The 16,329-nt window shown below is 47.2% G+C and carries 16 protein-coding genes; 15 read left to right on the top strand and 1 reads right to left on the bottom strand.

Annotated features, from left to right (window positions below; all coding sequences use genetic code 11):
• Window positions 1-16: 16 nt before the first annotated feature.
• From J2S00_RS03670 to J2S00_RS03660, 3 genes are all read left to right on the top strand, one after another.
• A complete protein-coding gene (locus J2S00_RS03670) occupies window positions 17-982 on the top strand; it encodes a tripartite tricarboxylate transporter substrate binding protein (protein WP_307335534.1) in 966 nt (321 codons plus the stop codon).
• 123 nt (window positions 983-1,105) lie between these two features.
• Window positions 1,106-2,626 carry a tripartite tricarboxylate transporter permease gene (locus J2S00_RS03665; protein WP_307335532.1) on the top strand — a complete coding sequence of 507 codons (1,521 nt, stop codon included), beginning with the start codon at window positions 1,106-1,108 and terminating at the stop codon, window positions 2,624-2,626.
• Between the two features lie 26 nt (window positions 2,627-2,652).
• On the top strand, window positions 2,653-3,129 hold the full coding sequence (locus J2S00_RS03660; RefSeq protein WP_307335528.1) for a tripartite tricarboxylate transporter TctB family protein: 477 nt from the start codon (window positions 2,653-2,655) through the stop codon (window positions 3,127-3,129).
• On the opposite strand, the gene J2S00_RS03655 is transcribed toward J2S00_RS03660, so the two are convergent.
• On the bottom strand, window positions 3,110-4,042 hold the full coding sequence (locus J2S00_RS03655) for a selenium metabolism-associated LysR family transcriptional regulator (protein ID WP_307335526.1): 933 nt from the start codon (window positions 4,040-4,042) through the stop codon (window positions 3,110-3,112). The two genes, J2S00_RS03660 and J2S00_RS03655, sit on opposite strands and share 20 nt — an antisense overlap.
• A gap of 183 nt (window positions 4,043-4,225) precedes the next feature.
• Between J2S00_RS03655 and J2S00_RS03650 the strand changes: the two genes are divergently transcribed.
• The 12 genes from J2S00_RS03650 to J2S00_RS03595 all read left to right on the top strand — a co-directional run bounded on the left by J2S00_RS03650 (window position 4,226) and on the right by J2S00_RS03595 (window position 16,237).
• Entirely contained in the window at window positions 4,226-4,549 is a 324-nt protein-coding gene (locus J2S00_RS03650) for a UxaA family hydrolase (RefSeq protein ID WP_307335523.1), read from the top strand.
• Entirely contained in the window at window positions 4,549-5,718 is a 1,170-nt protein-coding gene (locus tag J2S00_RS03645) for a UxaA family hydrolase (protein ID WP_307335520.1), read from the top strand. The genes J2S00_RS03650 and J2S00_RS03645 overlap by 1 nt, the downstream gene beginning before the upstream one ends.
• A 107-nt stretch (window positions 5,719-5,825) precedes the next feature.
• The gene (locus tag J2S00_RS03640) at window positions 5,826-6,773 is read left to right on the top strand and encodes a hydroxyacid dehydrogenase (RefSeq protein ID WP_307335517.1); all 948 of its coding nucleotides are present in this window, start codon (window positions 5,826-5,828) and stop codon (window positions 6,771-6,773) included.
• A gap of 11 nt (window positions 6,774-6,784) precedes the next feature.
• Complete coding sequence (locus J2S00_RS03635) at window positions 6,785-7,519, top strand: FadR/GntR family transcriptional regulator (RefSeq protein WP_307335514.1); 735 nt, start codon at window positions 6,785-6,787, stop codon at window positions 7,517-7,519.
• A gap of 31 nt (window positions 7,520-7,550) precedes the next feature.
• A complete protein-coding gene (locus tag J2S00_RS03630; RefSeq protein ID WP_307335512.1) occupies window positions 7,551-8,597 on the top strand; it encodes an Ldh family oxidoreductase in 1,047 nt (348 codons plus the stop codon).
• Between the two features lie 63 nt (window positions 8,598-8,660).
• Window positions 8,661-9,614, top strand: coding sequence for a D-2-hydroxyacid dehydrogenase (locus J2S00_RS03625; RefSeq protein WP_307335509.1), 954 nt, complete (start codon window positions 8,661-8,663; stop codon window positions 9,612-9,614).
• 42 nt (window positions 9,615-9,656) lie between these two features.
• On the top strand, window positions 9,657-10,469 hold the full coding sequence (locus J2S00_RS03620; RefSeq protein ID WP_307335507.1) for a TatD family hydrolase: 813 nt from the start codon (window positions 9,657-9,659) through the stop codon (window positions 10,467-10,469).
• Window positions 10,470-10,695: 226 nt separating this feature from the next.
• Window positions 10,696-11,577 carry a carbohydrate ABC transporter permease gene (locus tag J2S00_RS03615; protein ID WP_307336033.1) on the top strand — a complete coding sequence of 294 codons (882 nt, stop codon included), beginning with the start codon at window positions 10,696-10,698 and terminating at the stop codon, window positions 11,575-11,577.
• Complete coding sequence (locus tag J2S00_RS03610) at window positions 11,574-12,383, top strand: carbohydrate ABC transporter permease (RefSeq protein WP_307335505.1); 810 nt, start codon at window positions 11,574-11,576, stop codon at window positions 12,381-12,383. Before J2S00_RS03615 ends, J2S00_RS03610 begins: the two co-directional genes overlap by 4 nt.
• A gap of 58 nt (window positions 12,384-12,441) precedes the next feature.
• Window positions 12,442-13,782, top strand: a complete 1,341-nt coding sequence (locus J2S00_RS03605) for an ABC transporter substrate-binding protein (RefSeq protein ID WP_307336030.1) — start codon at window positions 12,442-12,444, stop codon at window positions 13,780-13,782.
• 317 nt (window positions 13,783-14,099) lie between these two features.
• Complete coding sequence (gene glpK / locus J2S00_RS03600; RefSeq protein WP_307335503.1) at window positions 14,100-15,602, top strand: glycerol kinase GlpK; 1,503 nt, start codon at window positions 14,100-14,102, stop codon at window positions 15,600-15,602.
• Window positions 15,603-15,667: 65 nt separating this feature from the next.
• A complete protein-coding gene (locus tag J2S00_RS03595; RefSeq protein WP_370875820.1) occupies window positions 15,668-16,237 on the top strand; it encodes a glycerol-3-phosphate responsive antiterminator in 570 nt (189 codons plus the stop codon).
• The last annotated feature ends 92 nt before the right edge of the window (window positions 16,238-16,329 follow it).

Genomic DNA, 16,329 nt, shown 5'->3' with positions numbered 1-16,329 from the left:
AAAATGGGGGGTTCTTATGAAAAAGTGTTCTGTTTTGCTCTCTATCACATTGATGATGGCTTTGTTCTTGTCTGCGTGTAGTTCATCCACATCTGTTGAAGATTATCCGAACCGTAATATCATCACGATCAATCCCTTTTCTGCTGGTGGAACCACGGATGTTAATTTAAGGTTGATCGAAAGTTTGTGGACGGACTACTTTGAAACCAACATGGTCATTGAATACAAAACAGGAGCAGGAGGGGAGGTTGGCTTTACCGAGCTGGCCAAAGCCAAACCGGACGGATATACGATCGGGGCTATTAATACACCACATATCATTTTGCAGCCTTTGGGAAGACCAACAGAGTTTGACACAGACAGCTTCGACATTCTGGTTCGTCTTGTCTCTGATCCTCAAGTTTTGGCTGTTCGGGCCGATAGTGAATTTGATAGGTTAGATCAGTTCATTGACCACCTCAAACAAAATCCGCGCAGTTTAACTGTAGGAATGACCGGAACATTAACAGGGGACCATTTAACCACATTAATGTTCATGGACAGGGCAGGAGTTGAAGTAAATCCCACTCCTTTCCAGGGTGCGGCTGACCAGGTGGCTGCTCTTCTGGGGGGACATGTAGATGCCATCATGGGCAATGTAGGGGATGTAGCCAAGGAACCTCAGCAATTCAAAGTATTGGCAGTCGCAACTGAAGAGCGCCACGAGTGGCTGCCGGATGCGCCAACGTTTAAAGAACAGGGTATTGATCTTGTCGCTGCCATTGACCGCGGCTTAGCCATGCCGAAAGGAAGCCCAAGGGAAGCCTACGAGAAATTGTATGAGGCATTAGAGAAGATCACTGACTTGCCAGAATATTTGGAAGGAATGGAGAATGCCGGATTGCCTCCTGCTTTTCTGTCTGGAGATGAATGGGCCAAATTAATAGAAGAACAGAAGCAAGAAGCGGAGAGTATTCTTGAACAATTTAACGAAATCAATTAATAGCAAGAGTTTGACGTCTAATTTTTGAGGATCATTCATAAGCCGGTCGCATGTGTTTGGCTGACCGGCTTTAAATGAAATAACACATCACAGATCACATGGTTTCAGAAGGGAGGAAAGTTGATGATCGATAGCATCATTCAAGGTCTGCTTAACAGCCTCTCTATTGGTAATTTGTTCGTCATGTCTCTAGCAGTGGTCGGGGGGATCATCATCGGAACTCTGCCAGGGCTCTCAGCAACGATGGGCGTGGCCCTGCTCGTCCCCTTGACGTTCGGGATGGACCCGGCTACCGGACTTTTAGCCTTAGGGGCACTTTATACTGCAGCCATGTTTGGTGGAGCTAATTCAGCAATCCTCATCAATACCCCTGGAACACCTGCTGCTGTCGCCACGACGTTTGACGGCTATCCCATGACGTTAAAAGGAGAACCCGACCGTGCCCTAGTTACAGCGTTGGTGGCTTCTGTGATAGGAGGTATTATCGGCACGTTATTTCTTATCTTTTTATCCCAACCACTGGCTACATTTGCTTTAAGTTTTGGACCACCGGAGAATTTTTGGTTGGCTATTTTTGGGTTGACCATCATAGGGAGCTTAGCAGGCAAGTCCTTACTAAAAGGGTTGATCGGCGGTGCACTGGGATTGTTGCTGGCCCTAATCGGCATAGACCCTGTTTCAGGTTATCCCCGCTTTACCTTTGGCATACGCAACTTGATCGAAGGCATTAATCTTTTGCCGGCTATGATCGGATTTTTCTCCATTCCGCAAGTGATTCGCTTAATTATAAAAGATGATAAGTACATCACTCAATATCAGCCTAAAAAAGGGATCTATAAACGAACGATTGTGGAGACGCTCAAGAAGCCAGTGATCTTATTGCGGAGTTCCCTTATCGGAACGTTCATCGGCATGCTGCCGGGAGCCGGGGGAAATGTGGCCTCATTTGTTGCTTATAACGAGACCAAACGTTTCTCAAAAGAGCCACAATCTTTTGGTAAAGGTAATGTGGATGGCGTGGTGACGAGTGAGTCGGCTAATAATGCTACTGTTAGTTCTTCTCTCATTCCGTTGCTAACCCTAGGGATTCCTGGAAGTCCAGTGGCGGCCGTCCTATTAGGGGGACTGCTTATCCATGGCTTAAAGCCAGGGGCGGCGTTGTTTGAAGAAGCAGGAACCATTGCCTACACCTTTATGTTGGGTTTAATTACTGCCAATCTCCTTCTCTTAATGATCGGTTTGTGGGGAACCCGCTATTTTGTGCGCGCCTTGACCGTTCCGGTTCATTATTTGGCTCCGATTATTGTTGTCTTAGCCGTCATTGGTTCATACTCGATTCGGAATAGTGTATTAGACGTCTATGTGATGCTGGCTTGCGGCATACTAGGTTATTTTGCTTTTAAGGTAGGTATTTCGGCCGGTCCTATAGTATTAGGGCTGATCTTAGGTGTGATTGCCGAGCAAGGGTTTGTGTTATCGGTGATTATTGCAGACTCAGTGAGCGGTGCCTTTAAACTCTTCCTCACACGCCCGATCTCCATTCTCCTTATTATTCTCACTATTCTATCTATCTTTGCCCCCATCTTCGTCAATCGGGTTCAACGTAAAGCACAGGGGGAAGAGGGGACCCGAATGGGTGCTTAGTAAGGAGTTCGTAAAGGAGGATAGCCATGCATGATCGAGAACGGAAGAAGGATATGATCGTTGCGCTCATTGTGTTAGGTTTGTCCATCGCTTTTTATATCAATACCAAAACATTGACACCCCCTGCGGATATTTTCCCAAAAGCTGTTATCCTTATTCTGTTTGTGCTAGGGAGTATCTTGCTTGCCAAAGCATTGTTCTTTAACAGATACTACCACGACGAGCCAGACGACCCGGGAGCAACAGATGAGAAAGGAAACATAAAAAAAGGATGGATCAGTATGAGTGCCCTTATCGCCTATGTTGTCCTCATGCCCCAAATCGGTTTCTATACAACCAGTGCCCTCTTTCTGATCCTGATCAGCTGGTATCTTAACGGCTTAAGGGTCAATATGAAGGCCTTGCTCTATCCTGTTATCGTGTCAAGTACAGTCATGTTTATTATTTATCTTGCCTTTAGCATCTTTTTACGCGTCCCCGTGCCTAAGGGGTTGGTGATTTAGAGGGAGAGGCATCTTCCTCTATTTTGTTTAGGGCCTTCACGGTTTGGATCAAGGCTTGATCCGTTGGTTTCAGTACCGTATCCCGATGATAAACGATATAGAAATGGCGAGAGAAGGAAAGGTCTTTAATTGGGTAGGCTTTTAACAGATTTAATTTTAATTCTTTCTTAATCGCAGTTCTTGATAAGATTGACACGCCCAGATTGGATTCTACAGCTGACTTGACCGACTCTGTGCTGCCCAATTCCAAGATGATGTTTAAATCTTCAAGCTCCACACCGGCTTGGGCCAGGTGTTTTTCCATTACAGTTCTGGTACCGGACCCTTGCTCACGTAAAATAAGGGGGAGCTGGGTCATCTCATCTTTGGTGACATAACATTTAGCTATTTCAAAATAGTTCGGGCTAGAGATAAGGACCAATTTATCCTCCATAAAAGGCTCTAGAATCAGCGAGGGATCGTCCACAGGCGCTTCAATTAAACCAATATCCAATGTATGAGCTTTAATTCTTTGTATAATCTGGGTGGTATTGGTGATGTCTACATTGAGTTGGAGATAGGGAAAGTTTTGTTTGAGTTCCTTTAACACAAGCGGCAGAATATTTTCTCCAATCGTCAGACTGCAAGCAATGGTTAATCTGCCTTGTATGGTTTGACTCATGTTGAGGATCTCATTTTCAGCCAGTTCACATAGTTTAATAATCTCTTTGGCATAGCGGTATAAGATTTTTGCAGCGGGTGTGAGCGCCACTGATTTGGTGTTTCGTTCAAACAGTGTTGTATTCAGGTGTCGCTCCAGTGCCTTGATATGAGCGGTGACGGTAGGTTGGGACAAGTGTAAAAGTTGGGCTGTTTTGGTAAAGCTTTTCTTTTCAGCCACAATAAGAAACGTTTTTATATGTTCATAGTTCAATCAGATCAGCCCCTTAAGCCGTTAAATATGATCTATTTTTATCCCATTTATTAATAAACATAATAACAAAATGTTATAAAAATTTAAAATAAATATATTGACGAAATGGTGTATTCTCTGCTACATTTAAAACACCTTGGTAAGAGGTAAGACCACTAAGAGAAACGGTGTAGGAGGGATAATATGGGGAAAAAAGTGTATGTGATTAAGCCTGAGGATAATACGGGTACAGTGATTAGCGACAATGTACGGGCGGGTCAAAGCATCGAGGTTCGTATTGGTGACCGGACAGAACTGATCAAAATTCAAAGCGATATCCCTTATGGACACAAAATCGCTGTGAGAGACATTAAAAAAGGGGAACAGATTTTGAAGTATGGATTGAGCATTGGGACGGCAACGGAAGATATTCAACAAGGGGCACACGTGCATATTCACAACATGGAGAGTAACCGGGGAAGAGGAGACCGGTATAAGAGCGAGAAAGAAAAGGAGGTATCCCAATAATGGATCAATTTTTTGGTTATGTCAGACCTGATGGCAGTGCCGGTATTCGTAATTATCTGCTCATTTTATCGGGGACGGTTTACGCCAATTCAACAGCAGAAAGGGTGGCTAATACCATTGAAGGCGCCATTGCCATCACCCACCCCTTGGGCCGCTGTCAAGTGAAGCCCGACTTGAGAACCACCTTTAAAACACTGGTGGGTATGGGTAAAAACCCCAATGTGGGCGGTGTTGTGGTCATTGATCATTTCCGGGAAGAAGGGTGTACGGCAGAAGAAATCGCCCATGAAATCAGCCAGACTGGCAAGCCAGTCGAAGTAGTCAATATACGCCATGCTGGAGGAGCGATTGCGGCCACTGCGGAAGCCACCAGAAAAGCGATGCTGATCAAGAGACAGATCTCCAGGTTAAGACGGGAACCTGTTCCCATCTCCAACCTTCTTTTCGGCCTCAACTGCGGTACATCCGATACTACATCTGGTTTAGGATCCAATCCATCCCTTGGTTTTTGTTCAGACAAAATCATCGCTCAGGGGGGACGCTCAATATTAGCCGAAGTTACAGAACTGATGGGAGCTGAGGACTACATACGGGAGCGGGCAGTCACCCCGGAAGTGGGCGAGAGAATCGTTGCCGCTATTCAGCACTTTGAACGGCGGGCTTTGGAGAGCGGAGAGGATATTCGCGGTTCACAGCCGACTGGGGATAATATCGTGGGAGGGTTGAGTTCAATTGAGGAGAAGTCCCTGGGAGCTTATCAAAAGAGCGGGTCAGCCACTATTATGGATCTGATTGATTATGCTGAGGCGCCGGCCAAAGACCCTGGATTGTATGTCATGTATACCCCGGGACATGGCAGTGAATCGATCACTGGCATCGCTGCTGCTGGGGCCCAGGTGCTCGTTTTCAGTACAGGAGGCGGTCACGTCATTAATCACCCGATCATGCCTACGATACGCATTACCAGTAATGTGAACTCCTATCAAGCCATGCAGGATACCCTCGAACTCGATCTAAGCGATATTTTCAACGGTGATCTCAGCTTAGAAGCGGCAGGTGATCTCATCTACGACGAGGTGTTAGAGACCTGCAACGGAAAATTGACCAAATCAGAAATCTTGAAAGAGTATACCGGGTTTGCTATTCACCGTACAGGGGTCAGCATCTAAGTTTCAAATTCAAGGGGCTGATGCGGCAAGAGGGAGCTAATGCAACCATTAGCTCCCTGTTATCTATCCTGAGGTATGTGGTCCAATGGTAAAAAAAGGGGGATGTTATGAAGGTTGTCATTGCGGAGCTCAATTGGCCGGAAGGCATTCGATTATTGCGTCAGGAAGCTAAAGTGGTTTATAACCCTGATTTGTGGAAGGACCGGGAAAAATTATTCAGTGAAATCAAGGATGCTGATGCGCTAATCGTCCGCAATCAAACGCAGGTTGACCGTCAATTATTAGCCCATGCCAGCCGGCTAAAAGTGGTTGGTCGTCTTGGCGTCGGCCTTGACAATATTGATATCGGGGCGGCAAAGGAAGCGGATGTTTCCGTGGTCTATGCTAAGAATGCCAACGCCATATCAGTCGCGGAATATGTCATTGCTGGCTTGCTAACGGTCTGCCGTCCTTTGCTAGCTGCCACAGAAGCCGTTAAACAAGGCCAGTGGAATCGTCGGTGCTTTACAGGCTCCGAAATTTACGGCCGGACACTGGGGCTGATTGGTGTCGGTGAAATTGGTCTAAGAATTGCGGTCAGGGCGCAAGCGCTGGGGCTGAAGGTAGTGGGGTATGATCCTTTTGTTGGTCCCTATGATTACCCCTACGCTGAAGCAGGAATTAAGAAAGTTTCATTTGAGGACGTGTTAGCTCACAGTGATTTTATTAGTATTCATGTGCCGCTTACGCCCCAAACAAGGGATATGATTTCACATGCCGAGTTTAGTAAAATGAAACCAACGGTAACCATGATTAACACATCAAGGGGAGGGGTGGTCGATGAACAAGCTTTAAGTACATTTTTAAATCATCATCACCAGGCGTTTGGTATTCTTGATGTACTTGAACAGGAGCCTCCACAGCAGGACCATCCCCTCTTTGCCTTAGACAACGTGATCCTAACCCCCCACGTGGCAGGGTTAACAGAACAGTCGCAGGAGAGAACATCCCGCTTAGTGGCAGAAGAGGTGTTGAAGGAGCTGAGGGGACAGCCGTCCATATGCTCAATAAGATAGCAGGTGAGAACATGTTTAAATCAATTAAAAATGATAAATTGAATTATACAGGTAAAGTGGTCAACCACATTAAACAGTTAATCCTTGACGGACAGTTAAAACCAGGGGATAAGCTTCCGCCGGAACGAGAACTGGCCCAGCTCATGGATGTTAGCCGGCCGACGATCAGGGAATCGTTTAAGATTTTGTCCGGTTTGGGATTTGTGGACATTAAGCACGGTCAGGGAGTCTTTGTCAAAGATCCCAAGGACCGCATGCAAGACATTTTCGAAACCTTTTTTAACAGTCAGGATTCGGTTAGTGATCTGTTTGAAATGCGCAAGGTATTGGAGACACAAGCGGCTTACTGGGCTGCTGAACGGGCGACACCCCGGATGAAAGAGAAGATTTTAAAAACAACAAAGGAAAATTATGACACGGTCATTTATGAAGAAGTGGATATCGATTACTTAGAGCAGGCTGACCATAACTTTCACTACCTCATTTCGGAAAGCACCGGGAATGCCGTTTATCTGAGTGTAATGAAGCATTTAATGGGTCTTTTAAAAACTGCGCGCATGCACACCTTACAGATTCCTGGCCGTCCCTTACGATCGCTAAAAGAACATCAACTGATAGCAGAGGCCATTTACAAAGGCGATCCACCAGAGGCTCGAAGATTAATGTATGAACATTTAAACAGTGTAGAAGAAACATTAAACAATGAACTTGATCCACCATTAAAAGGCCCCCGTTCGTCTGAGTAGAGGGGAAGCTTGTTGGTAAGGAGGGATGAGTTTGATCCTGATTGACGCAGATCAAGCCAGGCAGTTTTGTCATGACGCATTTATGAGTGTAGGTTTTAAGCCAGAGGATGCCCGTATTGCCAGTGAGATTATCGTTGACGCTAACTTAGACGGGCTGGATAGCCACGGTATCTCACGCCTTCCTATTTACATTCAACGCTTAAAAGAGGGTCGCATCAATCCGCATCCGGAGGTAACGATTCACCATAACGGAAATGTGATGTTAGTCGATGGAGATAACGGATTGGGACAGGTGGTGACTTACAAGGCGGTAGAGACCGGATGGCCTCAGGCCAAGGAGCACGGGTTGGTGGCCATTGCTATTCGGCATAGTAATCATTTTGGGCAAGCCGGTTATTACTGCAAATTGGCAACCCAGCACCACCTCTTCTGCATGCTGACGACTAACTCGCCCAAGGGTATCCCCCCTTGGGGTGGCCGGGAACCGTATTTTGGAACCAATCCCATCGCCTTCGGTTTTCCAACTGACGGCCCTCCTGTCATCGTTGACATGTCCTCCAGTATAGTGGCCAGGGGTAAGATCATCCTGGCCAACAAAAACAAAGAAACAATCCCCACAGGATGGGCGATTGACCAGCAGGGTCGAGAGACAACCAACCCAGCTGAAGCACTAAAAGGGGCTGTGCTGCCATTCGGGGGAGCAAAAGGTTACGCCTTGGCCTTATCCATGGAAATATTGGCTGGCATTTTGACCGGAGCTGCCTTTGGCCCCTATGTACAGTCTATCTATGAACAACATGCTGGTGAGGCCAATGTGGGTCATTTTATCCTCCTTTCCAACGTGAGCCATTATTTACACTATAATGAGTACCTGAAGCGCATCTCCCAAATGAGCGATGAAATTAAGGCTATCCCGTTAAGAGAAGGAGCAGACCAAATCTATATTCCAGGGGAGAGAAAAAGGATCACTGCTACCCGGCGAATCAAAGAAGGTATCCCCCTATCACCGGAGGTGTATGCAGAGTTAAATCATTTGGCAGCCACTTTAGGAATCAAGAGAATAGAGGAATGCGACTGATTAGTCAATAATTTGGCAAATGATTGATATTTTATATTGACTCCAAACTTGGGAGGGAACGCCATGAGAATCGTCTCCAGCGCCAAGATCAGCTCCAAGCACCAAGAACGCTTGCAATCTGTCTTTTCCCAGCACCAGTTCACATTCTTTGACAGAATGGATCAAGTTACAGCTGAAGCGAAACAGGAGGCCGAAGTGCTGCTTACATACGGAGAGGACTTGACACCGGTGCTGATTGACGAGCTGCCAGCCTTGAAATGGATCCAGGTGCTTAGTGCGGGGCTGGAAAAGATGCCTTTTGAACGGATTGGGGAGCGGAACATCCTGGTGACCAACGCCCGGGGAATCCACGGCATTCAGATGGCCGAGTATACCATGGCCATGATTTTAACCCTTGTCCGGCGCCATTATCAATTATATGACTTACAGAAAGAGCGAAAGTGGGGCAGGTCGGTCCGGGTGGATGAGGCCTATGGCAAAACGATCGGTATTCTCGGTTTGGGGGCGATTGGAGAGGAAATTGCCAAGCGGGCCAAAGCGTTCGGTATGCGTGTGCTTGCTGTACGCCGTTCCCAAGCCCCCTGTCCCGGCTATGTGGATCAACTGCTCACCATGGCGGAAAGGGAGATCTTGTTTAGGGAAAGTGACTTTGTTGTTGCCTTGCTGCCCCTTACCCCGGAGACGGAGCATGCTGTAGGTCATACTGAATTGGACTGGATGAAGCCCAGCGCTTATCTGATTAATATTGCCAGGGGGAAAGTGGTGGATGAAGAGGCGTTGCTTCAGGCGGTGCGCAGTAACAAAATAGCCGGGGCTGTCCTGGATGTGTTTAGTGAGGAACCTTTACCTGATCATCATCCGTTCTGGTCGGAGAAAAACATCATCGTAACGCCTCACGTGTCGGGCCGCTCCCCCCATTACATGCGCCGGGCCCTGGCTATCTTTGAAGAAAATTTAAAGCGCTATCCAGATACGGAAGCCATGCGCAATGTCATTGATGTCAAACGGGGATATTAGTTCCCAACCAAAACATAGCACCAAAGCTTGAGGTGAACAGGGATGGGAAGCAAGTACATTGATGCCCATCTGCATTTGGATCAATATTTGCTTCGTTACGGAAAAGAGAAGCTCCATGATATGATTAACCACTGGCAGTTAGCCGGTGTTAGAAGTGTAGTTGCTGTCTCTACTGACCTGGCCTCCGCTTACCGTACGCTGGAACTGAAGCACTCCTATCCGGACTTTGTCTTTGCGGCAGTTGGCTATCATCCTGAACAGCCTCTTCCCACCGAGAAGGAACTGTGTGAGCTGTTTAGCTTGGTCCGCCAAGAGCGAAGGTGGGTAGCAGCCTTTGGTGAAGTTGGCTTGCCCCATTACACTTTGAACAAGATGGGGCATCCGCTGCTGGAAGGGTATACGGAGCTGCTTAGGCTTTTTTTGCAACACAGCCAAATGTTCGATCTTCCTGTGCTTTTGCACGCGGTCCATGATAAGGTGCAACCTGTCTTTGAGCTGTTACAAGAGGAAAACGTGTCAAAGGCACACTTTCACTGGCTTAAAGCGCCGCAAGAGATGATTCAGAAAATTGTCAAAGCCGGCTACTATGTTTCTGTGACGCCTGAGGTGTGCTATCGAAAGCGGGATCAGCGGCTGGTTGAGCTTGTGCCAAAAAAGAATCTGGTAGTGGAAACGGACGGTCCATGGCCTTTTGCCGGACCGTTTGAGGGGCAGGAAACAACGCCCTTGCTTTTGCAGCCTGTGGTTGAAAAAGTGGCTGACATAAAGCGCCTGACGCCAAGGGAACTGGCTTGTCAATTAGCGGTCAACGTGAACAACCTGTTCAACCGCCGGGAAAACCAGGAGATCACATGACCTTCACATGTGTGGCCTGGTCTTTTTTATTTTTATCCAATGCAGGAAAAATTAACAGGGCTTTAACCGGAAATTAAAATGTTCTTAATATTTGCGCTGTAGAATACCTATGTACTGAAAACAAGTCCCGATGGGATAAGCCAAATGGGGAGGTGAGTCAGTGACGTTTCGTTTCTTTCAGTCTCCTCAGCCTAAACTGAGACATCCCGCTGTGGAGCATAGGAAAATGCACACACAAGAGTGGCGGCTTTTCGCTGAGGGACTCATGTACCTGTCTCCAGCACTTATTATTTTGGGCGTGTTTTTGTTCTACCCTATGTTTAAAACGTTGTACTACAGTTTTTTCATCACCAATCCCCGCGGGGAGACAGTGGCTTTTATCGGGCTGGAAAATTATATGCACTTGATCCAGTCCCCCAATTTCCAACACAGCATGATCCAAACTCTGAAGTTCGTCTTGTATACGGTTCCTACCGGTGTGCTGCTCGCTCTGTTTTTAGCGGTTATCGCCAATGAAAGGTTAAAGGGGGTTGAATTTTTCAGAGTCATATTTTCGTCTACACTTGGTGTATCCGTGGCTGCAGGAGCAACCATCTGGCTGTTTATGTTCCATCCCAGCATTGGTGTGTTTAATAATATACTTGCTTTCCTAGGACTGGCTCCGGTTCCATGGCTGACATCCGGGGAATGGGCACTGCTCTCGGTTGCCGTGACCACGGTATGGATGAATGTAGGCTTTAACTTTATTATCCTGCTCGGCGGCTTGCAAAATATATCAGAAGAGTTGTATGAAAGTGCACGCATAGACGGAGCCGGTTATTTTGCCCAGTTGTTTAAAATTACGCTTCCTCTCTTGTCACCGACGCTTTTCTTTGTGGTGACGGTGACGCTTATTAATGCTTTTCAGTCTTTTGGGCAGATTCATATTTTAACAGGCGGGGGCCCCAATGAGGCCACCAATATCATTGTATACTCGATTTACAAAGAGGCGTTTGAGTTTTCCCGCTTTGGCTTTGCCAGTGCCCAGGCGATTCTCCTGTTTTTCATCATCCTGGTATTTACAGTACTGCAGTTTAAAGTGGGTGAAAAGAAGGTGCATTATCAATGATACGAAAAGTCATTGTTTATATTTTACTCAGCATATCGGCTTTCGTGCTCTTTTTTCCTATCCTGTTTGCTTTACTGGCCAGTTTGTTAAGTACGGCTGAGCTGTACAGCGGACATTATATCCCGTCCCGGTTTAGCCTTGACAGTTATCTTCAGGCCTTTGGCACCATCCCGCTGTTTAAGTTTTTGGTTAACAGCTTTATTGTATCGTCCATAGTCACTCTAGGGCAGTTACTGTTGTGCAGTCTGGCTGCCTATGCCATCGTCTTTATTCCCTTCAAAGGGCGCAACTTTTTCTTCTTTCTATTTATTTCCACCCTGCTCATACCCTGGGAGGCAGCTATGATTCCCAACTTTGTCACGATCCTTAATCTGGGCTGGCTCAATACGTATCTGGCCCTGACTGTTCCGTTTCTAACGACGGCTTTTGGCATCTTTTTGTTGCGCCAGCATTTTATGACCTTGCCCAAGGAGCTCTATGAGTCAGCGCAAATTGATGGCTGCAGCCGTTTCCGTTTTTATTGGTCATTTGCCTTGCCATTGTCCAAACCTATGTTGAGTGCCTTGGCTATATATGCCTTTTTGACCACATGGAACATGTATTTATGGCCGCTGTTGGTGACCAGCAATGAAAATGTGCGCACGGTCCAGATCGGCATCCGCATGATGATTTCCCAAGAAGCTTCTACAGCCTGGAATATGGTCATGGCCGGCGTGGTGATCATTTTATTGCCTACTTTGCTTTTATTGTTCCTGGGCATCAAACACATCCGCCGTGGATTGATGTCAGGGGCATTAAAAGGATAGATGGTGAGCTTATACATTTTTTTCAAAAATGCACAAGGGGGAAGAAAAGGTGAAGGAAATGTTAAAACACAAGAGGGCATCAGCCTTCTTATTACTGGCGTTGGCATTGGTGCTGGTCATGTCCGGGTGCAGTTCGTCAACCGGTCAGCTGAAAACAACGGATGATGGCCGCATCGTTGTTGATTTCTGGTACGCTTTGGGAGGCAACCTGGGTGAAGCAGTGGAAGCGGTAGTGGCTGGCTTTAACGAGAGCCAGGATGAAGTCTATGTTAATGCCGTCTATCAGGGAAGTTATGAGGAATCTTTAACCCAATTAAGGCAAGTGGTCGGTACCTCTGAAGCTCCTGCTCTGGTGCAAGTGTTTGAAGTGGGCACCAAATATATGATTGAGAGTGGCTATATTGAGCCGATGCAAACATTTATTGACCGGGACAATTTTGATGTCAGCCAGTTTGAGGAAAACATTTTGGCTTATTATCAGGTGGATGGCAAGCTATACTCCATGCCCTTTAACACCTCCAACCCGATTATGTTTTTTAACAAGGATATGTTCAGGGAAGCAGGGCTTGACCCTGAGAACCCGCCACGGACGTACAATGAGGTGAGAGAGGCGGCCAAGGTGATTAAAGAGCATTTCGGCGGCCGGGTGGATGGTTTTTCGGTGATTAGCCATGGCTGGTTTACGGAGCAAATGATTGCCAATCAAGGAGGTCTATATGTGGATAATGATAATGGGCGCAGCGGGGAGCCAACCCAGGCCCTGATTAATCAGGAAGAGGGGCAGCGCTGGTTTCAATGGCTGGCTGACTTAAGAGAAGACGGCACACTGGGCAATTATGGGCGGGATTGGGATGATCACCGCGCCGCTTTCCTGGCTCAGACGGTGGCCATGTATTTGGATTCTACCGCTTCTACATCCGGAAACGTCAATAACGCTGACTTTGAAGTGGGGACGGCATTTTTGCCAGTACCTGACGGAGTAGAGCCTCATGGGGTAGTGGTTGGAGGTGCCTCCCTGTGGATGATGGCTGACATTCCTGAAGAGGTACAGGAAGCGGCTTGGGAGTTTATCAAATATGCAGCCCAGCCTGATGTGCAGGCTCAGTGGGCAGCCAGCACAGGTTATTTCCCTATCACCAAAGCAGCTCATAATGAGTCGGTGTTGCAGGAGGTCTATGAGCAATATCCCCAATTTTTGACCGCAGTGGAGCAGTTGCAAAACACCAAGCTGACCCCGGCCACTCAAGGCGCATTAATTGGGGTCTTTCCGGAAGCCCGGGAACGGGTGGTCAACGCCATTGAAAGTGTACACAATGGGGACGACCCCTTGGAAGCTTTAAACCGGGCCAATGAGGAGATCAACCGGGAACTGGAGAATTACAGACGGGCGAATCAGTAAGATGCAAATTTCAAAAAATGTTGACAAACTTGTCCGCCTATCATAAACTGTAGACAAATCTATACCTGGTTGGAGATAAGGAGAAGACCAAAACAACTACTCTTTGGTGGGAAGAGTGTGGTTTTTTGGTCTTCTTTTTTGTTTGATAGGGGCAGAAGGGGGAGTTTCCATAGAGATTATGATACATGGAACTTTCGTACTCATACATAAAATTTTCTAAAAAGACAGGTTGTAAAAAGGTTTCTTGCTTCACGTGAAGAAGATAGAAAGCAAATGATAGTGGAAGACGGAACTATTTTTAGCGAGGAGTGAATAAAATGGAAAAAAAGTATATCTTAGCCCTTGACCAAGGGACCACCAGCTCCCGGGCCATCCTGTTTGACAAACAAGGTCAAATTGTGGACATTGCCCAAAAAGAGTTTGAACAAATCTATCCCCGGCCAGGCTGGGTAGAACATGATGCCATGGAAATCTGGGGCACGCAGAGCGGCGTGGCCAGAGAGGTACTGGAAAAGACAGGCATAAAACCCTACGAGGTGGCTGCCATTGGCATTACCAATCAAAGGGAAACCACAGTGGTGTGGGACAAACACACCGGCAAACCCATTTACAATGCCATTGTCTGGCAAGACCGGCGGACGGCCGATATCTGTGATGAACTAAAACAAAAAGGGCTGGAAGAGTATATTAAACAAAATACAGGTCTTGTTATCGATGCTTATTTTTCCGGAACCAAAGTGAAGTGGATTCTGGATCATGTGGAAGGAGCGAGAGAGAAAGCACAGGCGGGGGATCTCCTCTTTGGTACTATCGATTCCTGGCTGATTTGGAAACTGACCGGGGGAGAGGCACATGTGACTGATTACTCCAATGCCTCCCGCACCATGTTGTATAATATTAAGCAGTTGAATTGGGATGAGCGGTTGTTGGACGAACTGGACATCCCGCGCTCGATTTTACCTGAAGTGAAACCGTCCAGCCATGTATATGGAGTGACAGACCCGTCTACGTTTGGCGGAGCCCAGATTCCTATTGCCGGTGTAGCGGGGGACCAACAGGCAGCACTGTTTGGTCAAACCTGCTTTGAAGAGGGGATGGCCAAAAACACCTACGGCACAGGATGCTTCATGCTAATGAACACCGGTGAAACCCCTGTCACTTCCCAATCGGGATTGTTAACGACCATTGCCTGGGGCATTACCGGGAAAGTGGAGTATGCTTTGGAGGGCAGTATTTTCATTGCTGGCGCCGCGGTCCAATGGCTGCGGGACGGACTTAGACTTATTGACTCAGCACCGGATTCAGAGTATTATGCCACTAAAGTGGATGACACGGACGGGGTGTATGTGGTACCAGCCTTTGCCGGACTGGGTGCCCCCTATTGGGACATGTACGCCAGAGGGGCCATCTTTGGCTTAACAAGGGGCACGCGCAAGGAACATATTATCCGGGCCACGTTGGAATCATTGGCCTACCAAACCAAAGATGTACTGGATGCCATGCAAAAAGATGCCGGTTTGAAGCTAAAGGCCCTTAAAGTGGACGGCGGTGCGGTGACCAATAACTTCCTGATGCAGTTTCAGGCCGATATATTGGGCGTCAATGTAGAGCGGCCAAAGGTCACCGAAACAACCGCTTTGGGAGCAGCTTATCTAGCCGGCCTTGAAGTTGATTTTTGGAGCAAAGCTGAAATCATACACAATGCCCCAGCGGATACGACGTTTCAACCACTCATGTCCGCTGAAAAAAGAGATGCGCTGTATAAAAAGTGGCAAAAAGCGGTTAAGCGTACCATGAACTGGGAAAAAGATGAGGAATAGGGTATGATGAAATGAGAAAAATGCCTCCCTGCACAGGGGGTATCGGACTGTAAAGGAGGATGGACGTGAATTCTCCTATTGTGGATATGGTTCAATCACAAGTGATTGCCTCCATTCATCAGCCGGAGTTGATTGAAGAAGCGGTGGACAGCGAGGCCAACATTGCCTTTCTCTTAACCGGTGATCTGCTGACGATCAAGGACTATGTAGACCGGCTGAAATCAGCTGGCATGCCAGTATTTATTCACCTGGATTTTATCGAAGGCCTGTCCAATCACAAAAGTGCCATCCAATATGTGGCCAGAGAATGGCAGCCGGATGGCATTATTACCACCCGCAATCAGTTGATCAAAGCGGCCAAAGAAGAGGGACTGCTGACCATCCAGCGCATTTTTCTGCTTGACTCCAGCGCTTTGAAGAGGGGGATTGAACTGGTCAGGGCCTGTCAGCCGGATGCGATAGAGGTACTGCCCGGGTTGATGCCCAGAGTGATCTATGAATTAACGGAAGAGCTGCCCATTCCCTTAATTGCAGGCGGCCTGATCAGAGAAAAAGAGGAGATTTTGGAAGCTTTGCGGGCCGGGGCACTGGCTACTTCCGTTGGTGATCCTAAGTTATGGAACTTAGACCTTTAAGTAACGGCTCTCAATACCCTTGGCCAATAACAGAAACGGGAGGATCCGTAAATTTTACGATGATTCTCCTCAGTAAGATTTTGATGTGAGTG

The sequence above is a fragment of the Caldalkalibacillus uzonensis genome (genome assembly GCF_030814135.1).
Taxonomy (GTDB): Bacteria; Bacillota; Bacilli; order Caldalkalibacillales; family Caldalkalibacillaceae; genus Caldalkalibacillus; species Caldalkalibacillus uzonensis.
Note: the sequence above shows the minus strand (reverse complement) of the source record. Positions and strands in the feature narration are given on the sequence as shown.

Bases quoted from the DNA above. Each gene is read 5' to 3' on its own strand.
- J2S00_RS03640 (WP_307335517.1), top strand. From the start codon at position 5,826: ATGAAGGTTGTCATTGCGGAGCTCAATTGGCCGGAAGGCATTCGATTA.
- J2S00_RS03615 (WP_307336033.1), top strand. From the start codon at position 10,696: ATGCACACACAAGAGTGGCGGCTTTTCGCTGAGGGACTCATGTACCTG.
- J2S00_RS03625 (WP_307335509.1), top strand. From the start codon at position 8,661: ATGAGAATCGTCTCCAGCGCCAAGATCAGCTCCAAGCACCAAGAACGC.
- glpK (WP_307335503.1), top strand. From the start codon at position 14,100: ATGGAAAAAAAGTATATCTTAGCCCTTGACCAAGGGACCACCAGCTCC.
- J2S00_RS03610 (WP_307335505.1), top strand. From the start codon at position 11,574: ATGATACGAAAAGTCATTGTTTATATTTTACTCAGCATATCGGCTTTC.
- J2S00_RS03670 (WP_307335534.1), top strand. From the start codon at position 17: ATGAAAAAGTGTTCTGTTTTGCTCTCTATCACATTGATGATGGCTTTG.
- J2S00_RS03620 (WP_307335507.1), top strand. From the start codon at position 9,657: ATGGGAAGCAAGTACATTGATGCCCATCTGCATTTGGATCAATATTTG.
- J2S00_RS03605 (WP_307336030.1), top strand. From the start codon at position 12,442: ATGTTAAAACACAAGAGGGCATCAGCCTTCTTATTACTGGCGTTGGCA.
- J2S00_RS03665 (WP_307335532.1), top strand. From the start codon at position 1,106: ATGATCGATAGCATCATTCAAGGTCTGCTTAACAGCCTCTCTATTGGT.
- J2S00_RS03645 (WP_307335520.1), top strand. From the start codon at position 4,549: ATGGATCAATTTTTTGGTTATGTCAGACCTGATGGCAGTGCCGGTATT.
- J2S00_RS03650 (WP_307335523.1), top strand. From the start codon at position 4,226: ATGGGGAAAAAAGTGTATGTGATTAAGCCTGAGGATAATACGGGTACA.
- J2S00_RS03635 (WP_307335514.1), top strand. From the start codon at position 6,785: ATGTTTAAATCAATTAAAAATGATAAATTGAATTATACAGGTAAAGTG.
- J2S00_RS03660 (WP_307335528.1), top strand. From the start codon at position 2,653: ATGCATGATCGAGAACGGAAGAAGGATATGATCGTTGCGCTCATTGTG.